General features: G+C 69.9%; 13 protein-coding genes. 3 read left to right on the plus strand and 10 right to left on the minus strand.

Annotation, left to right across the window (positions count from 1 at the left end; all coding sequences use genetic code 11):
- Positions 1-243: 243 nt before the first annotated feature.
- The 5 genes from ACH34W_RS37365 to ACH34W_RS37385 all read right to left on the minus strand — a co-directional run bounded on the left by ACH34W_RS37365 (position 244) and on the right by ACH34W_RS37385 (position 3,410).
- Positions 244-1,275: a DUF3466 family protein gene (locus ACH34W_RS37365; protein WP_395965900.1), complete on the minus strand. Its 1,032-nt coding sequence runs from the start codon at positions 1,273-1,275 to the stop codon at positions 244-246.
- Between the two features lie 267 nt (positions 1,276-1,542).
- Positions 1,543-2,685, minus strand: a complete 1,143-nt coding sequence (locus ACH34W_RS37370; protein ID WP_395965901.1) for a methyltransferase domain-containing protein — start codon at positions 2,683-2,685, stop codon at positions 1,543-1,545.
- Positions 2,682-2,813 carry a hypothetical protein gene (locus tag ACH34W_RS37375; RefSeq protein ID WP_395965902.1) on the minus strand — a complete coding sequence of 44 codons (132 nt, stop codon included), beginning with the start codon at positions 2,811-2,813 and terminating at the stop codon, positions 2,682-2,684. The genes ACH34W_RS37370 and ACH34W_RS37375 overlap by 4 nt, the downstream gene beginning before the upstream one ends.
- Positions 2,806-3,204 (minus strand): hypothetical protein, encoded by a 399-nt coding sequence (locus ACH34W_RS37380; protein WP_395965903.1) that lies wholly within the window; start codon positions 3,202-3,204, stop codon positions 2,806-2,808. The genes ACH34W_RS37375 and ACH34W_RS37380 overlap by 8 nt, the downstream gene beginning before the upstream one ends.
- A complete protein-coding gene (locus ACH34W_RS37385) occupies positions 3,204-3,410 on the minus strand; it encodes a hypothetical protein (protein WP_395965904.1) in 207 nt (68 codons plus the stop codon). The genes ACH34W_RS37380 and ACH34W_RS37385 overlap by 1 nt, the downstream gene beginning before the upstream one ends.
- Before the next feature lie 181 nt (positions 3,411-3,591).
- Here ACH34W_RS37385 and ACH34W_RS37390 point away from each other — a divergent pair, with 181 nt between their 5' ends.
- The gene (locus tag ACH34W_RS37390) at positions 3,592-4,743 is read left to right on the plus strand and encodes a helix-turn-helix domain-containing protein (RefSeq protein ID WP_395965905.1); all 1,152 of its coding nucleotides are present in this window, start codon (positions 3,592-3,594) and stop codon (positions 4,741-4,743) included.
- A gap of 110 nt (positions 4,744-4,853) precedes the next feature.
- On the opposite strand, the gene ACH34W_RS37395 is transcribed toward ACH34W_RS37390, so the two are convergent.
- The 3 genes from ACH34W_RS37395 to ACH34W_RS37405 all read right to left on the minus strand — a co-directional run bounded on the left by ACH34W_RS37395 (position 4,854) and on the right by ACH34W_RS37405 (position 12,365).
- Positions 4,854-5,261 carry a hypothetical protein gene (locus ACH34W_RS37395; protein WP_395965906.1) on the minus strand — a complete coding sequence of 136 codons (408 nt, stop codon included), beginning with the start codon at positions 5,259-5,261 and terminating at the stop codon, positions 4,854-4,856.
- Positions 5,262-5,346: 85 nt separating this feature from the next.
- The gene (locus tag ACH34W_RS37400; RefSeq protein ID WP_395965907.1) at positions 5,347-10,665 is read right to left on the minus strand and encodes an SAV_2336 N-terminal domain-related protein; all 5,319 of its coding nucleotides are present in this window, start codon (positions 10,663-10,665) and stop codon (positions 5,347-5,349) included.
- A gap of 2 nt (positions 10,666-10,667) precedes the next feature.
- The gene (locus tag ACH34W_RS37405) at positions 10,668-12,365 is read right to left on the minus strand and encodes a trypsin-like peptidase domain-containing protein (protein WP_395966104.1); all 1,698 of its coding nucleotides are present in this window, start codon (positions 12,363-12,365) and stop codon (positions 10,668-10,670) included.
- A gap of 367 nt (positions 12,366-12,732) precedes the next feature.
- On the opposite strand from ACH34W_RS37405, the gene ACH34W_RS37410 reads away from it, so the two are divergent.
- Both ACH34W_RS37410 and ACH34W_RS37415 read left to right on the plus strand, forming a co-directional pair.
- Positions 12,733-13,683: an acyl-CoA desaturase gene (locus ACH34W_RS37410; protein WP_395965908.1), complete on the plus strand. Its 951-nt coding sequence runs from the start codon at positions 12,733-12,735 to the stop codon at positions 13,681-13,683.
- A gap of 34 nt (positions 13,684-13,717) precedes the next feature.
- Positions 13,718-15,463: a fatty acyl-AMP ligase gene (locus ACH34W_RS37415; RefSeq protein ID WP_395965909.1), complete on the plus strand. Its 1,746-nt coding sequence runs from the start codon at positions 13,718-13,720 to the stop codon at positions 15,461-15,463.
- 117 nt (positions 15,464-15,580) lie between these two features.
- Here ACH34W_RS37415 and ACH34W_RS37420 read toward each other — a convergent pair whose 3' ends face one another.
- Both ACH34W_RS37420 and ACH34W_RS37425 read right to left on the minus strand, forming a co-directional pair.
- A complete protein-coding gene (locus ACH34W_RS37420) occupies positions 15,581-18,364 on the minus strand; it encodes an AAA family ATPase (protein WP_395965910.1) in 2,784 nt (927 codons plus the stop codon).
- Between the two features lie 48 nt (positions 18,365-18,412).
- Positions 18,413-19,402, minus strand: a complete 990-nt coding sequence (locus ACH34W_RS37425; RefSeq protein WP_395965911.1) for a zinc-binding dehydrogenase — start codon at positions 19,400-19,402, stop codon at positions 18,413-18,415.
- Positions 19,403-19,563 lie beyond the last annotated feature (161 nt).

A 19,563-nucleotide genomic window follows, 5' to 3' on the forward strand; every position in this document is an offset into this window, starting at 1 on the left:
TCCAACGTGACCGGCACAACCCGCGGATGGAAGGCCGCATTGAACGCACTGTCACTGCACTACGGCGACCGCATCACCCTCAACTGACAACGATCACCGCCTCACCCACAAAATTCAGGACAGTCCCACGCGGCCTGGCTCAAGGTATGACCCCGCAACTGTGACCGGGCACAGCACAAAGCTTGTTCCATGAATTCGCCAAGAGCGGCGCGTCTCTGCCCGGACGCGCCGCTTGTGGGCGGGTCAGTTGTTGGGAATGAGCATGAAGGCGCGGGGGGAGGCTGTGCCGACGATGACGCCGTCGTTGTTGATGGCGTTGGCGTTGTAGAGGACGGTGCCCTTGGGGAGGTTGGTGGTGACCTTGTTGAGGTCGGTCATCTTCCCGTTCTCCCAGACGAAGGCGCGGCGGTTGGTGCTGCCGGAGGAGTCGATGTCGGAGATGCCCACGACTTGGCCCTTGTTGTTGACGCTGCTGGCGAAGCTGGCGGGGCCGCCGAGGGTGCCGAGGTCGGTCATCTTGCCGTTGCTCCAGACGAAGGCGTGCAGGTGGCCGGTGAGCTTCTGCGAGTCGCCGACGACCACGCCGTTGTCGTTGATGTCGGTGGCCCTGGTGCCGGGGTATCCGCCGCCGCCGAGGGTGCCCAGAGCGGTGATCGTGCCGTTCTGCCAGATCGCCGCGCGGGTCGCGCCGGACTTGGTCACCGCACTGCCCACCACCTGGCCCTTGTCGTTGATCGCGACGGCTGCGCTCTCGTTGCCGAAGGAGGAACCGCCGAGGCCGGGCAGGCGGCGTAGGGTGCCGTCGGCTTCCCAGATCACCGCCCGGCCCGGCTGACCGGCCTCACGCAGCGACCCGGCCACGGTACCCGCATCGTTGATCTCGACGGCGCTGCTGCTGCTGTCGTCGAACGAGGCGGCGAGATCGGTGAGTTCGCCGTCGCGGTACACGACCGCGTGCGGAGGCTGATCGGAGGCTCCGGTGTAGGCCGACCCGACGATGGCGCCGGTCTCGTTGACGCCCAGCCCGGTGAGCATCGGGAGGGTGCCGATCTCGCCGTCCTGCCAGACGACGCCATTGCGCGATGAGCCGACGACGATGCGGGAGGAGTTGAGGTCGTTGGCGACGCTGGTGGCGTAGCCCGGCTCGGAGCCGAGGTCGACGTAGGTGTAGGTGGTCGGCCCGTCGGCCTGGGCGGGGGTGGTGAACGCCGCACCGGCGAGGGCGACGGCGGCGGCGGTCAGGGCGGAACGGCGGGTGAGAGAGGTATTGATCACGAGAATGATGGTGATGGGGCCGGTCCCGTTCCGGAAGGTCAGCGGTGCTTACCGAGTTCTTACGGGCTGCGAGGCACTCCTGATCGCCGGGCTGCTCCAGAACGAGGACCATGCGCGCGCCGTCTGCCTCTCCGAGCAGCGAACGCTGGCCGAGACCGAGCAGACGGATGAATCGGCAAGCGGCCGTCCTTGGCCGAGACGACTCGCCCCGCCTGTGAGTGGTTCACGACGAGCGCGCCCTCCGCGCAAGGGTTGCTCCGCCGGAGGTCATGCGCACCCAGTGGCATATCGACCTGGCCCAGAGACGATCCCGGCCGCCTCACCCTCATACGACAACAGCCGGGTCGGCTTGATCGGGTTGTCTGGTGAGTCGAGCCAGATCGTTTGGCCCTGTGGGGTCACGGTGATGCCGTAGCGGTCTTGAGCCGGGCTGCCCCAGGAGACCCATTGGAGGTAAGCCGCCGCCGTCTCGTCCCACAGGCGGCGCGGTCCCCACTGCTCCACGGCGAACTGTGCGCGGTCCGGTTCGTAGTCCACCGACGCCCAGGAACCGGTGGCGGGCTCCAGGAGCCAGAACGTCCACTCTCCGGAGTCGTCGTCTGCTGCACACATTCGTTTCTCCACGCCCGGGACCAGAGCGCCAATGGCGATGTCGGCTCCGTAGGAGTCCCATGCCACTGTCCGGGGGTCGAGTCCTGTAGAGCTGTGTACTGGCTCGGTACCGGCGGTGTAGGAGGAGACGGATCGCCCGGGGATCCTCTGATTCCTGGCAATCATGTAGTTGGCGAACGCCAGGAGCCTGCCCACCGCCATGCCGTTCCGGACCACAGTCAGCCGGGCCATGTGGCCGTTGCCGTAGAGCGGGTTCCAGGGCAGCACGATCACCCCGCCCGGCCGGGTCTGCTCCACCCATGCGTGGGGAACGTCGCAGACGCCACAAGCCACGTGAACACGGTCGTAGGGAGCGCCGTCAGGATGGCCGATCATCCCGTCGCCGAGCATGAGGTGAGGAAGGTACCCGGCTTGCTGAAGGTTCTTCTCTGCCTGGCCCAGCACGTCTGGATCGATCTCGATGCTGGTCACGTTCTGCGGCCCGACCCGATAGGAGATCAGAGCGGCCGTCCACCCTGTCCCGGTCCCGATCTCCAGGACCTGATCGTGGTCTCGCAGGTCCAGCGCGGACAGGAAGTCGCGCACCGTGGCCGGGGCCGAGCAGGACGAGGTGAACAACCCGCCGCCATCGTCGGCTCCGTCATCGACCTGAGTGATGATCGCGGTGTTGGACTCCACCGCTGCCCGCCACTCCTCAGGTCGAGCGTGCCGGTCAATCGGGTAGTTCGGCTCGTCGCTGTCAGGCATCGCCAACGCCCGGTCAGGGACGAACAAGTGCCGGGGAACAGTCTCGATCACCTGGGGTTCTTCCCGTCTCCCTTGTTGCCGCCGTCGCCGCCACCGCCACGCTTGCCGCCCTGCGGGTTTTGGCCGTCACCGCCCTTGGGGTTGTCCTTGGGGTTCTGCGAGTCGCCGTGCTTACCCATCGCCATCGTTCCTTCCACTGTGCCAGCGCGACGGGCCGCCGCGCTTCTGCTGCCAGGCGGACGAGCGTCGGAGAACGAATCGCCACCATCCGCGCGGAGCCGGTTTCGTGACGCCGAACTGGTCGGCGATGGGCAAGTACGCGGTCAGCTGTCCCACGATCCGTTCGGCCGCGCACGGCAGGTCCCATACGGGAGCCAGTGGGGCGCCGGTGGAGGAGATGAACCACGGTTCCCCGTCAGGGCCGGTGCCGACGCGGACGCTGTCGCCGAAGCGGGGTGTGTTCGGCAGGAACACGCGTTGCCGTGCCGGGATCTGGTCGAACTGTGGACGGGAGGAGACTCCGCGAAGCGCGAGCTCCTGGCCGAGCGCGTCCAAGCGGTCGGTGGCCATCACCGCGTCACCTCGTCGAGTTGCTGGCGGAGATCCTCAGCACTGTCGGCGTCGACTGCGGTCACGTGGTGGTCCATCAGCCGATTGGTCATCGGGTCACGGTCGGGGTTCCGTGTCGCCCACCACCGTTCACGGTTGGTCGTGATGATGGACCAGCCAGGGAAGTCTCGCCGTAGCGCGGCCTTGGCCTCCGCCAGGTTCGTCATGCCGGACCCTTCCATCCGGTAGGCCCTCGGATCACCGGCGTTTGCGCACCGGCCGAGGGCCGTCTCATCGTTACCCGCCACACTTCCCGCCTGCCCGGATAGCGTGGAGACGTTGACCTGTTGCTCACCGGCAGCGGGCAACACCGACAACGGGTCAACCCGGGCCGAAACGGGTGAGGCGATGACCTTCGGCGAGAAGCTGCGCCAGCTCATGACCGAGCGCGAGATCAGCTTGCGCCAGCTGGCCAAGACGGTGCCCTGCGATCCTGGGTATCTGTCGCGGATCTCCAACGACCACAAGCCGCCGTCCATCGAGTTGGCGGGACGGCTCGACGAGTTGCTCGACGCGGGTGGCGCCCTGGCCAGGCTCAGGCCGTCGTCGCCGCTGACAGCCACCGACCGTGGACTCATTGACATGATGCGGCGGGCAGATGCTTCCGACCTTGGCCCTGGCTCGCTGGAGATGATCGACGTTGCGGTGAACCGGCTGTGCCGGGACTACCCCAGCGTCTCGCCTGACCAGCTGTGCGTGCGCGGCAAGGCACACATGGAACGCCTGTTGCGTCTGCTCGACGGCCGGACCACTCTCGCTGAGCACCGGGAGTTGCTCGTCCGCACGGGATGGCTCGCCGCTCTCCTGGCCTGCGCGTACTACGACAACGGCGACCAGGACGCCGCCGAGATGGCCCGGCGCATGGCCCGCCGCATGGGAGAGCAAGCCGAACACGGCGAGCTGATCGGCTGGTCCTGGGAGATCGCCGCGTGGTTCGCCCTCGTCGAGCGCCGCTATGACGATGTCGTGACCTACAGCGAGGCCGGGGTACGCCACGCGGGCGTTTCCAACGCCGCTGTGCAGCTGACGTTGCAGGCAGGCAGGGGATACGCCCGCATGGGCGACAACCGCGCCGCCGAGGCACTGCGTGTCGGCCGAAAGATCCTTGACCAGCTGCCGAGGCCCGACCATCCCGAACACCACTTCGTGTTCGATCACGACAAGTACGAGTTCTACTGCTCGACGATCTACACCATGCTCGGCCAGGACGACGCCGCGCGCGAGCACGCGAACGAGGTCATCGCGCAGTGCCAGCGACAGAACGGCTCAGTTCGCTGGCCGATGCGGTTCGCCATGGCGAACCTGGACCTGGCCCTCGTCGCTGGCCGCCGCGGTCAGCTCGACGGGGCGCTGACGTACGGGCGGGCGGCACTGGAGCCGACACGACGATCCGGGGATCTCCTGCCGCGAGCAAGGGAGCTACACGGTCTGCTGGCGGAGCGGTTCGCAGGAGAGGTAGCGGTGGCCGAGTTCGCAGAGCAGCTGCGCCACGAGTGCTGACGAACGGCGTCCCGCCCCTCTCAACAAGGGGCGGGACAACGGCGGCGCACGCAGGTCACCTGGCCAGAACATCGGGCATCAGCGCCGAGTCACGCTCAGCGGCACCCGGCCTAGTAGGTCAGGTTGATCCAGATCTTGCTGGGAGAGGGGGCGCCCGGGCTTCCCCAACGGATACTGAAGCAGTCGCCTCGCTTGAGAGGGGCCTTGGTGAGCCGCACGAGGCGCCCGCGGGGGGCGTACTTCCACTCGCCGAGCGGCTTACCGTTGCACCTGATCGCCTGCACCTTCAGCGCCACGGGCCGCTGCCAGCGCAACGTCTTGATCACGATGTGCTTGTTTCCGGTCGCCTTCAGACCCTTCGGCGACACCACACTCTTGCGCGGCAACAGCTTGACGACGAAGTTCCGCCCCGGCTTCTTGGCGACCTCGGCGGCCGAGACCGGCGCGGTCACCGATCCCGCGAGCCCGAGGCCCAACGACCCTGCGACCGCTGCTGCGGCGAGCCGTTTCGTGTTCATCGCAACTCTTTTCGTCCGCCCCGGACCCCGCGTCCGGGGCGCGCGAAAGGGAGTAAAGCGGCGAAGCGTCTCAGCGACGTCTCGATCATTGGTCGGCGAGACGAGGGAGCGCCGTGTAGAAGTGCTCGGCGGCTTGGGTGATGCCCCGGCCCGGTGATCCCGGTGGTACTTCGGCGGCCAGTTCGGGGTCGATCAGCGAGTCGGCCGGGGAGTCGAGAGCGAGCTCCAGCCGGGTGCCGAACCGGTCACGCATGTCCGGGCTGAACTGCGACCATCCGGTGGCGGAGGCGACCACGTGGACGCCTGACCGCCAGCCCTGCTCGACGATGCGGTGCAGGTCCTGGACGGCCTCCGGTGCCAGCGCTCGCATCAGTTCGGCCCATTCGTCGACGATGAGAAAGATCCGCGGGCCGGTATCGGCCACGTCGTTCTTGACGAGTCGCCGGAGCAGGGTCGCGGCTTCCCCAATCACGGATGCTGCCCGGTCGGGATCGGCGTAGGTGGTCATTGAACGGACATGCGGGAGCGACGCCAAGGGGGCCAGCTGGCCCCGGCCGAAGTCGAAGAGGAAGAACTGCACGAGGTGCTCGGTGTACGGAACCGCGAGCGACTCGACGAAGGTCGCGAGCAATGTCGACTTGCCGCTGCCGGTGGAGCCCACCACGGCCACGTTGCCCTTGGGGCCTCCCAGGTCGAGGGCGAGCCGCTCTTGCCGGTGATAGAGCGGCCGGTCGACAACCCCGATGACGGCCTGTGGCGACACCGATGCCCCTGTCCGCGAGATGAGCTCGTCAAGGCGGGGCGGCACGGTCAGCGGCGGGAGGAGGAGCTGTCGGACAGGCATGCTCTGCCGGGCTTGGGGCGTTCCTTCGGCGAGCGTGAAGGGCAGGGGTGGATGGTCGGCGACCTGCAGCCGTCCCTGACCGGTGGATGAGGTGCCGGAGGCGAACGCATCGCCGAGCCTCTGCAGGCCGGCGCGAGCCTGCTCGAGATCCTCGGGGAGGAGGCCGAGGACGTCGGAACGGTCGCGGGCGGCGCTCAGGAAGGCCTGCAGGTCGCTGATATCCGCGCGGACCTCTGGGGCTGCCAGCGTCCAGAGTGTCTGGAAGCCCGCGGCCACCTTCTGTTGCTCAGCGTCGGTGTAGCGCCGCCACCGTGCTAGATAGTCGCGGTTCCGGCGGAGCCGGTGTCCCTTTGCCATCTCCTTGAGAGCATGGTCGATATCCGATACGGCGTTCCGTGCTTGGGCCGTCGTCTCGTCAGCGATAGGGAAGTCGACACGGTACGAGAGTTGTCCGCTGAGGAGGCGCAACGCCCTGTCAGGGGGGTGATGCGATGCCAGCAGCAGGTGGATGCCGAGGTCACGATCGGCTCGCGTCAGCTCCAGGAGGAGATCGGAGAACTCCGGCTTGCGGTGCATCAACTCCGTGAAGTTCTCCAGGACGAGCAGCAGGTGCGGCCGTCGATCGGCACTTTCCTGACGCCTGACCATCTCGCCTTGCAACGCCTCGTGGAGGCGGCTGATACTCCGGTTGGCTTCGTCCGGGAGCGGCATCAGGGGAGCCGCCGCGTTATGGGGTAGCTCGTCGAGCCCGGGGAACGACGTGCCGCCACTGCCGTCCGCGACGAGGAATGCGAGCTCGTCGGTGTTGTAGGTGGCCGTAAGTCCCAGAACGAGAGTGCGCACGAGATCGGCGCGTTCGTCCCCGACGACGAGGCCGTGTTCGGCGACGTCCAGCAGCACAGGCTCGCCCGGCGAGTCCGCGCCGATCGGGCACTCCAGTCGGCCCGGGGTGGGGTGCGTTCTGGCGAGGAGGTCGGTCAGTTGTGGTCTGCCGGTCCCGGAGCCCGTGTCCGGCTCCGAGATCCCGGGGACGGCCCGTGACAGCGCTTCGCGAATCTCCGGGTGGTCGTGCGCCGCACGGTTGAGCACTGAGATGGCATGCGGGACCTGGTCGCGCGGAAGCGCCTCGGCTAGCCATGACAGGAAGCCAGGGACGACCTCCGCGAGCAGAGCGTCGGCGAGCCCTCCTGGCTGGACCGTACCCCAGAAGGACTCCTCATCCTCCGGCGGATAGGCGCAGCTCAGCCAGTGGGCGAGTTCCGGGATGTGCGCCAGATCCGCCAGGTCTGGGAGTAGGCGCAGCAGCTCGGTCGCCTGACGCAGGTCACGGGGCTTTGACAGCAGGGCCAGTGCCACGGCCTTGCCGACTGCCTGCACTGGAACGGACTTCGGAGCGCTGATCTCCCAGAACTCCCGTTCGCGACCCACCACCGCCCGGAGGGCGGCCAGATGCAAGGTGAGCGCGTGACCGTATGCCGATGAGCTCAGGTCCGGCCGGACGAGGTTCCGCGGCGGATGGCCGAGGGCAGCGGAGAAGGCCGTCACCGCTTGGTCGAACGCGGCCTCACGGCCAGCCACCGTCCCTTCGAGGTCGGGCAGGCGCCTGTGGAAGTCGGGTCGCGGGCGGCTCCAGGGTAGGCGGGTGAGGTAGAGGATCCGCGTTCTGGTGGGCATGGCCGGTCTGATGTCGATGGGCCAGCCGGAACCGTCATCCCGTTCGACGATCACGAGCAGGGGGCCGGCGGAGCCGGTCGTGATGGAGTCCGCTGCGTCGGTCACGTATTCGGTGACCCAGCCCTCCTCCGCGAGGAGATCCGCGAGGTGGAGCGCCAGCCGCGTCTTGCCTTGCCCCCGAGGTCCGCTCAACACGGCGTGCGACCGATCCGGCGGGCTCAGGCACCAGCGGGTGAGCTCGGCCAGCTCGCGTTCGCGGCCTCGGAATGGGACTACTTGGCGTTCGGGCTGCAGCAGGGTCGACGGGGGCTGGGGCGGTGGCGGGCGGTCGCCGGATTGCACGAGGTGTGACCGGGTCTCTGGCGGCAGAACGGCCAGGGACCGCAGCCGGGTCTCCTCGCGGGCCTCAAGGACGGGGCCGACCGGAGTGCCTGCGAGCGGATCCCAGATCCGGAGGCTGAGCGCGTCGATGGAGGCGATGAGAGGACGCCCGTCCAAGGTGAAGGCGGCGACGGCCAGCACTGTGTCCCGGTGACCGGTGAGCGGCGGGCCGATGGAGCGGCGTTCGAGCGGATCCCAGAGCTGGATGGTCCGGCCGCTGGCAGCAACGAGCAGGGGCCGATCACGAGCGACCAGGGCGGTTAGGGCCGCTACAGCTCCCTTATCGCCGGTGAGCGGTGCGCGGGCCTGCGAGCCGGTGAGGGGATACCAGAGCCGGATCGCCCCGTCGCGGCTCCCGGTCGCCAGGACGGTCCGGCGGCCCGGTCCGGTGAACGTCGCCAGGGCCAGTACCGCGTTGCCGCGCGGTCCCTGATTGGGCAGCAGAATTCCGGTCTTGGCATCGGAGTCGGGGTTCCAGATCTGCACGATGCCGTCGTCGCCGCCCGTGGCCAGGAAGGGGCGCCCGTCTGGATGGGGGAAGGCGGTCATCGTGCGGACCGCGCTGGTGTGCGCGTGGAACCCGGTGCGGACCTGGGCTCCCGTCGAGGGACTCCAGAACCGTACGACGCCGTCGGATCCACCGCTGGCGATCACGTCGCGGCCGGCCGTGTCCCGGAACGTCGTCAGGGCCGACACCGTGCCTCCGTTGTGGAGCACGAGGCGTCCGGCGGTGAGGTCCGAAACGCACAGCGCCGCGTTGGCATGCCCGCTGACCAGCAGCGGTCTTCCGGAGCTGGAGACCGCCGTGATCGTGTCGGCTTCGGGGTGGCCTGCGAGGTTCCAGGAGGCCAGGACGCTCTCACTGGTCGGGTCCCAGATCCGCAGGTCGCTGCCGCCGAGTGCGAAGAGTGGCCATGTGGTTTGCTCGGTCCTCCGCGCCATGCCGGTGCCTGCCGGGACGGATTCGGCCGGTCGGGTGCGGACGGGGATGGCGGTGTGGTTGAGGAAGCGGAGGGCGTCTTCGCTGACGAGGGCGAACGGGCGGTCGGCCAGGGCGCGGGTGCCGTCGGCGGCGGGGATGACGGCGCGGAAGACCTCGGCGGCCGAGCCCGCGCGGGCCTGGATCTCGGCTGACACCTCGGCCAGCACGTCGGCGGTGGCGCGGGACTCCGGGCGCGGGAGGGTGGCGAGGAGGGCCTCGCGCGCACCCGGGACGAAGTCGTACACGCCTCGTTCGGCGTCCACCGGCTGGAGGAGGCCGCTGAGCAGCACCTCGGCGAGGTCGCCGGGCCTGGAGGCGGGCAGGAGGCGTTGCTGGATCAGCCGCATGACTGGCAATGCCGGGACGGAGACCGCGACGTGCGCGGCGAGCTCGGCCGCGGTCGTTGAGGCCGCCGCGTAGAAGCGGGCGACCTGTTCTTCGATCGGCAGTTCTCGCTCGCGGCGAGGTGGCGCGGCGGTGGGCCGGGGTTCGCCGGTCACGTACGTGATGGCGGTCGGTTTGCCTTCGCCGCCCGAGGCGGTGACCAGGCGGGCCCAGTCGGCCAGCCAGTCCGGCTTGATCTCCAGGACCGGGATCGGCAACGCGTTCTGGGGGCGTCCCTCGTACGGAACGAAGCGAAGGTCGGTGTTGGGGGCGCCGGGGTGCGACGCCATGGCGAGTCCTGGGACGACCGGGGCGGCGCTGCGGCGCCAGAGGCGTTCGACCAGTGGCTGCAGGATGGCGGTCGGGCCGTGCGTGCCCCACACATGCAGCGCCGGGCCGATATGGCCGTCCCACCAGTCCGGGCCCGAGCAGTCGCTGACGACGAGGACGGCTTGGCGGCCTGCAGGGTCGATGAGGGACGCGGGTGTGGTCGGCGGGCCGCCGGGGTACGGGCGGACGCCGGTCCGGTCCAGGTGCCAGAGGCGCACGTCACGGAACGCGCCCAGGCGGAGCAGCATGTCGCGGAGCTCCCGGACGAGAGGACGCCAGATCCGCATGGAGGGGGCGGCGTCGATGACCAGCGCCAGGCTGAGCCAACGTTCGTCGGCGGGGTCCATGACCGGGATCCAGCTCGACGGGTCGTCGGCGATGCGCGCAGCCGTGGCCTCCTCGTTCAGGATTCTGTGCCGGGGTGACGGAACGCGGCGTTTGAGCGGCCGCAGCGCGCGTTGGAGCGCGAGGGGATGGCGGAGCATGGGCGCGGTCGGGACGAGCACGCCTTCGCCGGTGCCTTTCGGCTCTTCGGGGGCGGGGCGGGGAGCGTGCAGCTCGTGTTCCTCGGCGGGCGCCGGGGTGGAGGCGGGTGCGGTCGGGGTCTCGGCTTCCGGCCGTTCGGCGGGTGGGGGCTGAGCGGCGGGGGGCTCTGCAGGGGCATCTGGCTCTGGTGGGGGCGTGGCCTGAGGGGCTGGGGTGGGCATGTGGCAGGCCAGCCACAGCATTTCGGCTAGGTCGCGCGGGGCGAGGGATGAGTCATCCGGAGCGACGGCGTCGAGCGCCTCTTTCAGCCGGTCGACGGACACCCTCACGTCTCCCTCATGGCCAGCGGGGGATCGGGATTGCGTGCGGGATCGTCCCAGAAGAGGGCGAGTCCGTTCCCGCAGTGGTCGGCGTTCCCCGGCGGGACCCTGGCTTGCTTGCGCAGCTTCATCACAAGCGTCGGGAGCTCGTCGGGATGGGCTTTGTCGATGGCGGTGGTGAGCTCGGTCAGGAAACGCCGTCCGGTGCAGGCGTCGGAGTCGCAGGGCCCAGCGCAGGCGTTGCGGCGCCACAACATCACGGGGATGCCGACGCTGAGGGCGGCGGACAACCAGTCGGCTTCGGGGTTGGAGGCGTAGACGAGCGCACACGACTCGTCGCTCGCGTCGAGCCAGTCGTAGAACTCGTCGTATCCGTAGCCCAGGCGGCAGTCGACGGGATCTGGCCGGGTTGAGCCGCGCTCACGGAGGGTCCGCCAGCGGCGCCTGGTCAGGTCGGTGGCCAGCAGCGGGCGGAGGCGTTCCACGTGCCGCACGACCAGCGGGACGGAACGCATCGGGCGGGGACGCGCGGAGCCCGCCTCCTTGATGGACCATTCCTCGAACGGCTCGTTCAGCAGCCGCTCCGGCACCACGAACTCGATCATCCAGTCGCGGTCGCGGCCGAGCACGGATCGCATCAGCGCGGGCAGGGCCTTCTCCACGTGCGGGCGGATCTGGTTCTTGCGGACGCTCACCCGTTCGGTCGGGCGACCGGGGACTCCTTCGACGAGCGTGGAGAGTGTCAGTTCGTACGGCCCCCGGGTGGTCGTCTCCAACCGCACGATGATGGAGGTCTGCGGTGCCGCAGCGGGCGGTGGTGCGGCGGTGCCTCCGGGTGAACGATCACGCAGCCAAGCGTTGAGCCGGGCGCGGACGTGTTCGTCCGGCAGGTGTTCGGCCACGACTATGAGGAAGCGTGACAGGCGGTCCTGGCCTGGGACGCATTCGCCTACGTATCGCACGGCATCCCACAGCGAGTGGAACGTCGCGGGCGGGCGCAGGAAAAGAGGAAACGCGAGCCGGAAAAGGGCGGCCGGGGGCTCGGCGGTCTCGGCGTCCGCCAGGAGGCCGCGCAGCTCGGCGCGCGGCCCCGGAGGCAGCCAGTCGAGGGGCAGCAGGTCGTCGAGCGGTTCCCAGTGGCGGCGCACGGTCTCCAGCGGCAACATCCGGCCGATCGTGCCCTCATGGTCGCCGTGCAACTCGGCGTCGGTGACCATGCCCACGACCTGGCCGCTTCTCGGGTCGTACACCGCCGCGCCGCTGAACCCCTGATCCAGCCGCCGCAGATGCCCGCTGCCGACATCGACCTCCAGCCATTCGCGCCGTAGCGTCCGGTCGGCGCTGGTACGCAGAGTCACGTGCGTTCCGTCGCGTTCGTGACCGCGCGGGAAGCCCTGGGCACGCAGTTCGGGCGGGTCACGAAGCGCGTCCAGGGGCGCCGGGCGGCACGGCGCCACCGGAGCGGGCTCGTCCAGCCGCAGCACCGCGACGTCGCCGGTGTCGCCCTTCGCCCGCCACTCGCCGCGGAACTCGACGACGGCTCGCTGACGGCGCTCGTGCAGGTCGGGAAACGCCACCCAGAGCTCGTCGTGGCCGGCCACGACATGAGCGCAGGTGAGGATGTGGTGGGGAGTGACGAGGGTACCCGCGCCCAGCACGGCGCCCTGCCCGCTGAACGCGTCGATCCGGACCCGCCACCGCATGCCGTCCACGCAACCCCCTGCACCGGATGTCAGTAAATCTAACAAGATCGGTGCATCTCGCCCACGCCTGAGTCGCGAGGGAGGGCCATCGCCTTGAGATGACAATTCTTGATAACGCGGACCGGGGGAGAAGTTGCTCCGGTGACAAAAACGCGGACTCGCCCGGGGACCCGTCGCGGGAGTTGTCAGCAAACTGCGAATTTCCTTCATGAAATGGCGAGTCCACCGTGAAGAGCCGGAGCGGGAACGTCCGTACGGTCATGGCCACATCGCGGAACTGATCACAGCCACCTGGCGGAACTGATCACACCCACATGGCGGAACCGATCGCACCTGCACCTCTGCTCATCTGCCGAAGGAGCCCCCTATGACAGCCGGCGTCGCCGAGCTCGGCAACGACAGAGCCCCACTCCCGGACATCTCCCCCAAACCCGTCCCCTTGGTGGAGCGGGTCAGCGTGGTCTTCTTCGTGATCGGCCCTGTCGTCGCCGTGCTGGCCGCGGTGCCGTTCTTCTGGGGCTGGGGACTCGGCTGGACGGACATAGCGATCTTCGCGTTCCTCTACCCGTTGAACGCGCTCGGGATCACCGTCGGGTACCACCGGCTGTTCACGCACAAGTCGTTCAAGGCCAAGCGCTGGCTGCGCGTCACGCTGGCGATCCTCGGCGGCCAGATGTGGCAGGGCTCGGTGATCTTCTGGGTCGCCGACCACCGCCGGCACCACAAGTACGCCGACCAGGAGGGCGACCCGCACTCGCCCTGGGCCTTCGGTCCCGGCGTGTGGGGGCTCACCAAGGGGCTCTTCCACGCGCACATGGGCTGGCTGTTCCGCAAGCACCGGACCTCGCGGAGGAAGTACGCGCCCGACCTGCTCGCGGACAAGGACCTGGTGCTGATGCAGCGCAACGACGTGTACGTGCTGATCGCGGCCACCACGCTCCTGGTCCCGATGGGGCTCGGCGCGCTGCTCACGTGGTCGTGGCACGGCGCGGTCACCGCGTTCTTCTGGGCCGGCCTGCTGCGCGTCTTCGCCGGCGACCACGTCACGTTCTCCATCAACTCCATCTGCCATGTCTTCGGCAAGGAGCACTTCCAGACCCGCGACCGCTCCCGCAACGTCTGGTGGCTGGCCATCCCCTCGTTCGGCGAGTCCTGGCACAACCTTCACCACGCCGACCCCACGTCGGCGCGGCACGGCGTTCTGAAGGGCCAGATCGACATCAGCGCCCGGGTCATCTGGCTGTTCGAGAAGTTCGGCTGGGTCTGGGACGTCCGCTGGCCGGACGAGGAGCGCCTTGCCGTGAAGAGGGTTTCGTGACGAGGCGTGAAGAGGGTCACGTGAGGAGGAAAGTGTGAAGGATCTCGACCGCACCCCCCTGATCGAACGGCTCGGCCGCTGGGCCGAGAAGTACCCGGATGACCGCGTGTACACGTTCGTCGACTACGCCGCGGACGTCCAAGGCGTGAGCACAGAGATGACGTGGGCGGAACTGGACTGCAAGGCTCGGGCGGTGGCCGCGACGATCCGCCGGACGATCGAGCCGGGCGAGCGCGTGGCGATCCTCGCCCCGCAGAGCCTCGACTACATCGTCGGACTGCTGGGGGCGATGTACGCGCGGGTCATCGGGGTGCCGCTGTTCTCACCCGACCTCCCAGGCCACGCCGACCGGCTTCTCGCGGTCGCCCGTGACTCCGGGCCGACCGGCGTGCTGACGACCAATGAGGCCCTGCCGCACGTCGCCGCGTTCTTCATCCGGCATCCCGAACTCCGGCCTCGCGAGTTCGTCATGGTGGACGAGGTCGAAGACGGCCTGGAGTGGACGCCCGAGCCGATCGATCCGGACGACGTCGCGTACCTGCAGTACACCTCGGGTTCCACCCGGACGCCCGCCGGTGTGATCGTCACTCACGGCAACCTCGCGGCGAACGCCGAGCAGTGCTGGAGCACCTTCGAGGGCGTCCCGCGCTCGTCGTCCGTCGCCACCTGGCTGCCGCTCTTCCACGACATGGGCCTGGTGACGGCGGTCGGGCTTCCGCTGGCGCACGTGAGCCCCGTCCACCTCATGGACCCGGTCGCGTTCATCATGCGACCCGCCCGGTGGCTGGAACTGCTCAGCCAGATGGAGGACGGCTTCACCTGCTCTCCGAACTTCGCGTACGAATACCTCACCGCGCAGGTCACCGCGGAGGAGAAGGCGAAGCTCGACCTCAGCGGCGTGCAGGTCTTCATGAACGGCGCGGAGCCCATCCGCCCCGGCACGCTGGAGGGCTTCCTGGAGGCGTTCCGCGAGTGCGGGTTGCGGCCGGAGGTCCAGGTGCCCGCGTACGGGCTGGCCGAGGCGACGGTGTACGTGGCGTCGTCCTCGCGGTACGAGCTGCCGACGATGACGACGTTCGACCGGGACAAGCTGTCGGCCGGCGAGGCGGTGCCCGTCCCCGCCGGGGCGGAGCGCGGAGCCACGCACGTCGGATGCGGCACGCCGTACGGCCAGGAGGTACTGATCGTCGACCCGCAGACCTGCGTCCGCAACCGTGACGGGCTGGTCGGCGAGATCTGGATCCACGGCCCGAACGTGGCCGCCGGCTACTGGGGACGGCCGGAGGCCACCGCCGAGACGTTCGGCGCGCGGCTCGCCGAGCCCGTCGAAGGTATGCCGGACGGACCCTGGCTGCGCACCGGAGACCTCGGGGTCATGCACGAGGGCGAGCTGTACGTCACCAGCCGGATCAAGGATCTGATCATCGTCGACGGCCGCAACCACTACCCGCAGGACATCGAGTACACGACCTACAGGGCCGACGAGGCGATCCGGCAGGAGTACGTCGCGGCCTTCGCGGTGGCCGCGGGGGAGACCGAGGGCCTGGTCATCGTGGCCGAGCGCAACCGGCGGGTGCCGATCCGGCGGCTCGACCTCGAGGCGGTGGAACGGAGCGTCCGCGCGGCCGTCAAGCACGGGCACGACCTGCGGGTGCACGACCTCGTGCTGATCGAGCCGGGCACGCTGCCCCGGACCACCAGCGCCAAGATCGCCCGTGCCGCCTGCCGCCAGGCCTATCTGGACGGCACCCTGCAGGTGACGGTCGTTCCGGCGGACTGACCGGACGGCCATCTCGCTTCCCGCCGCCGTCGGTGCCCACCCCCGGCGGCGGCGGGAACTCAACCCCACGTCAGGCGGGCTGCAGCTGAAGCGAGGCGCGGTTAAGCGGGCTGCAGTTCAGGCGGGCTGCGGCTCGGACCGGGGCTGGGGCCGGGGCTCGGGCTCGGTCGCAAGGCGGGCGAGCTCGCCCCGCGAGGAGACGCCCAGCTTCGGATAGGCGTTGTAGAGGTGGTAGCCGACCGTGCGCGGGCTGAGGAAGAGTTGCGCGCCGATGTCCCGGTTGGTCATGCCGGTCGCGGCAAGCCGTACGACCTGCAACTCCTGGGGCGTCAGCCTGCCGAGCAGGTCGGCGGCGTCCTGTTGGTGGAGGGGCAGAGCGTCCCGAGCCGGACGGGTCTCGCCGGTGGCGCGCAGCTCGCCGCGGGCCCGCTCGGCCCAGGGCGCGGCGCCGAGCCGTTCGAAGATCTCCAAGGCGGAACGCAGCGGGCTGCGCGCGTCGCTCCGGTGGCCGGCCCGGCGCAGCCATTCCCCGTACAGCAGTTCGGTGCGGGCGCGCTCGAAGGGACGGCCGCACCCCTGGTGGATCTCCACCGCCCGCGCGTACAGCCGCCCGGCCTCTCCATCGGGTGCCAGCAAGGCGCGGCAGCGGAGGGAGACGGCCTCTGCCCAGGCGACTCCGGCTGCCTTCGCCCACGCCTCAAACCGGTCGAGCGCGGCGGCAGCCCGTTCTGGCTGGCCGAGACGTGCTGCGGCCTCCACGTGGTCGGGCAGGGTGTAGAGCCCGGCGATGCTGTGCAGCGCGACGTCGGCGCCGAGTTCTTCACGTCGGCGCAGCGCGTCCTCATGCCGGCCGAGCCCCAGGTCGAGCAGCGCGAGGGCACTCGCGGTCCAGACGTCGGACGCGCCGTTCCCGCGTTCCTCTACCTCGGCGGCCAGACGGCGCGCGGTGTCCTCGTCTCCTTCGGCGGCGGCAAGGTGGGCGAGGATGCCGCGGGCATCGTCGGCGTAGTGGATCTGGCCCGTGTCGTCAGCGATCTGCAGTGTCTCGGATGCCGCGGCCCGGGCGTCGTGGTGCCGTCCTTGGAAAAGCTGGATCCTGGCCAGATCGCGAAGAGCCTCCGGCAGCACGCCGATGGCGCCCTGCTCGCGGCACTCCGCCACCAGCGCGGTGCTGAGATCGTCGGCGACCGTCAGGTCACCGGTGAGTACGGCCCACTCCTCGGCGCACGCGCGTTCGAGCAGGGCAAGCCCGCCGAGCAACGTGTCGCCGCCCTCCATCAGCGTGCGCAGTGCGGGCAGCCCGGCCGCCGGATCGCCCGCCGCCAGGTGGGACATCGCGAGAGCCGCGTCGATGAACGGGCCGGCCTCCGGGTGCGGTGACAGCCGCAGGTCCCGGATGCGCGCGGCCGTCTCCCGTGTCGTGGCCGCGTCGCCGGTCGCCCAGATCACGCCCATCGCGTCGAAGAGCATGAACGCGGCCTTGTCCGGGGCCGCCTCGATGGCGCCGAGTGCGGCGTCGACCAGGAGCGTGTGCGCTGTCTTGGGCAGCCCGCGTACGTACGTGTCGAACGCGCGTACCTGCGCCATCTCCGCCTTCATCAGCGGCTCGGTGACATGCGGTCCCGCCTGGGTCGCGAACTCGGCGGCGCGGCGGACCTGCCCGGCGTCGGCGGCTGCGCGGGCGGCCAGGGCCAGGCGGCGCACCCGATGCGGCGTCTCGGTGCTCAGCTGCGCCGCACGGTCGTAGGCGGCTGCGACGGCGGCGTAACCGCCCCGGGTCCGCGCGAACTCGGCCGTCTGTTCCAGAACGGACGCCACGTACTCGTCGGGCTCGCTGGTGGCTGCGGCGAGATGCCAGGCCCGGCGGTCGATGTTGCCCACGCACGGCAGCGCGTCGGCGAGAGCGCGGTGGGCGGCGAGCCGGCGGCCGATCGGGGCGCTCTGGTACGCGGCGGCCCGGATCAGCGGGTGCCGGAACGCGAGCCGCCCGTCCACCAGCCGGACCAGATCCTTGCGTTCGGCCGGTTCGAGGTCGTCGACCCCGGCGCCGAGCTGCCCGGCCGCGGCCACGACGGCGGTGAGGTCGCCGGTGCCTTCGGCCGCCGCGACCAGCACCGCCATCCGGGTCGGCTCGGGCAGAGCGGCGATCCGGTCCGCGAAGGTCCGCTGGATCCGGACGTGGTCCGGCATCGTGCCGAAGTATTCGGGGATCTGACCCTCGCGCTGCGCGGCGGGGAGCTCGCGCAGGGCCAGCGGGTTGCCCCGGGCCTCCTCCATGATCTGGTCGCGCGCGTAGCGCGGCAGGTCACCGGCATGCTCGGCGAGCAGCTCGGCGGCGGCCGCACCGTCCAGCCCGGCGAGCCGGAGCTCGGCGATTCCCGGCGTCGGGAACGGCGGCGCGTGCACGTCCCGGGCGGCGAAGAGCAGGACCACACCCTCGGCGCCGAGCCGCCGTGCCGCGAACAGCAGCGCGTCAGCCGAGGCCTGGTCGAGCCAATGGGCGTCGTCCACGAGCACCAGCAGCGGACGCTCCTCAGCGAGATCACCGAGGAGCGTCAGCAGCGCCAGGCCCGTCAGGAACCGGTCGGCAGCAGGGGAGTCCTCCAGCCCCAAGGCCCCGCGCAGCGCGTGCGCCTGGCGGCCGGGCAGCCTGCCGACCCGGTCGGCGACGCGGCTGAGCAGCAGGCTCAGGCCCGCGAACGGCAGATCGCTCTCCGCCTCGACCCCGATCGCCCGGAGTACCTGGATCTCGGTCCCGGCTGCCCCGGCCGCGTACTCCAGGAGCGCGGACTTGCCGATCCCCGCTTCACCGCGTACGACCACGGCGGCGCTCCGGCCGTCACGTGCCTGGGCCAGCAGCCGGTCGATCTGGCCCGTTTCGCCTGCTCTGCCGTACAGCATGGTCGAGAGCGTATTTCACCCCCTGACCGGGCGAATCGGGCGGTGGTCCTAGGTCCTCGGAACGAGGACCACCTTCCCGACCGTGGCGCGAGCGAGGAGATCGGCGTGCGCCCGCGTGGCCTCGGGGAGCGGGTAGGACTGCACTGCCGGGACGAGCCGTCCCGCCGCGGCCTCCGCGAGTGCCTTCTCCTGCATTGCGCGGAGCCCGCCCGGCACGTTCACCAGACGCGTGCCGAGCGCGATGGTGACCTGGAGCATCTTGTCGAACAGGTCCTTGGTGGTCAGCTCGGTCATCGATCCGGCGGACCAGCCGAACAGCAGCAGCCGACCGCCAAAGCCGAGCAGGTCGAACGCCTCGCGTCCGGGACCGCCGCCCACGCCGTCGAAGACGGCCGTCACATCGCGACCGGCCAGCGCGTCCCGGACCTCCTTCGACCAGCCCGGCGCGCTGTAGTCGACGGCGACATCGGCGCCTGCGGCGCGCACCCGCGCGACCTTCGCCTCGCCGCCCGCGACACCGACCACCGTGGCCCCGGCCTGCCGTGCCGCCTGGACGAGCAGGAGTCCGATCCCGCCTGCGGCTGCGGTCACGAGCACCACATCGTCCGCCGTGACGGCACCGATGTGGTGGATGGCCAGTGCCGTACGGCCCGTCCCGACCATGGCGACCGCGGTGCCGAAGTCCAAGCTGTCTGGTATCGGGAACAGCGCGTCCACGTCCCGTACCGCCAGCTCGGCATAGCCAGCGTTCACCAGGCCCAAGTGGGTGACCACACGGCGCCCCAGCCAGCTCTCGTCGACCCCCTCGCCGACCTGGTCAACGACTCCGGCGACCTCGCGGCCGGGGGTGACCGGAAGATCGGGCAGCGGGAAGGGCAGGCCCTCGGCGTCCCCGGCCTGCACGGCGGTGTCCAGCAAGTGGACCCCGGCGGCCCGCACCGCTATGCGAACCTGGCCCGGCCCTGCCACCGGGTCCTCGACCTCCTCGTAGCGCAGATTCTCGGGCGTACCGAACTCATGGAGTCGGATGGCGTACATGGTGATCAGCTCCCTGCGGGGCGGGTCTCGATGATTCGGCTGATCACGACGCTACGAGCGGCCCCTTCCGCCTCGCCTCAGTCATGCGACTGGGATCGTGCAGGTCGGGCGGCATCGCTGTTACTGATCAACAGGGAGTTACTGATCAACAGGGACGAACC

This window comes from Actinomadura sp. 6N118 (assembly GCF_044326415.1).
Classification (GTDB): domain Bacteria; phylum Actinomycetota; class Actinomycetes; order Streptosporangiales; family Streptosporangiaceae; genus Spirillospora.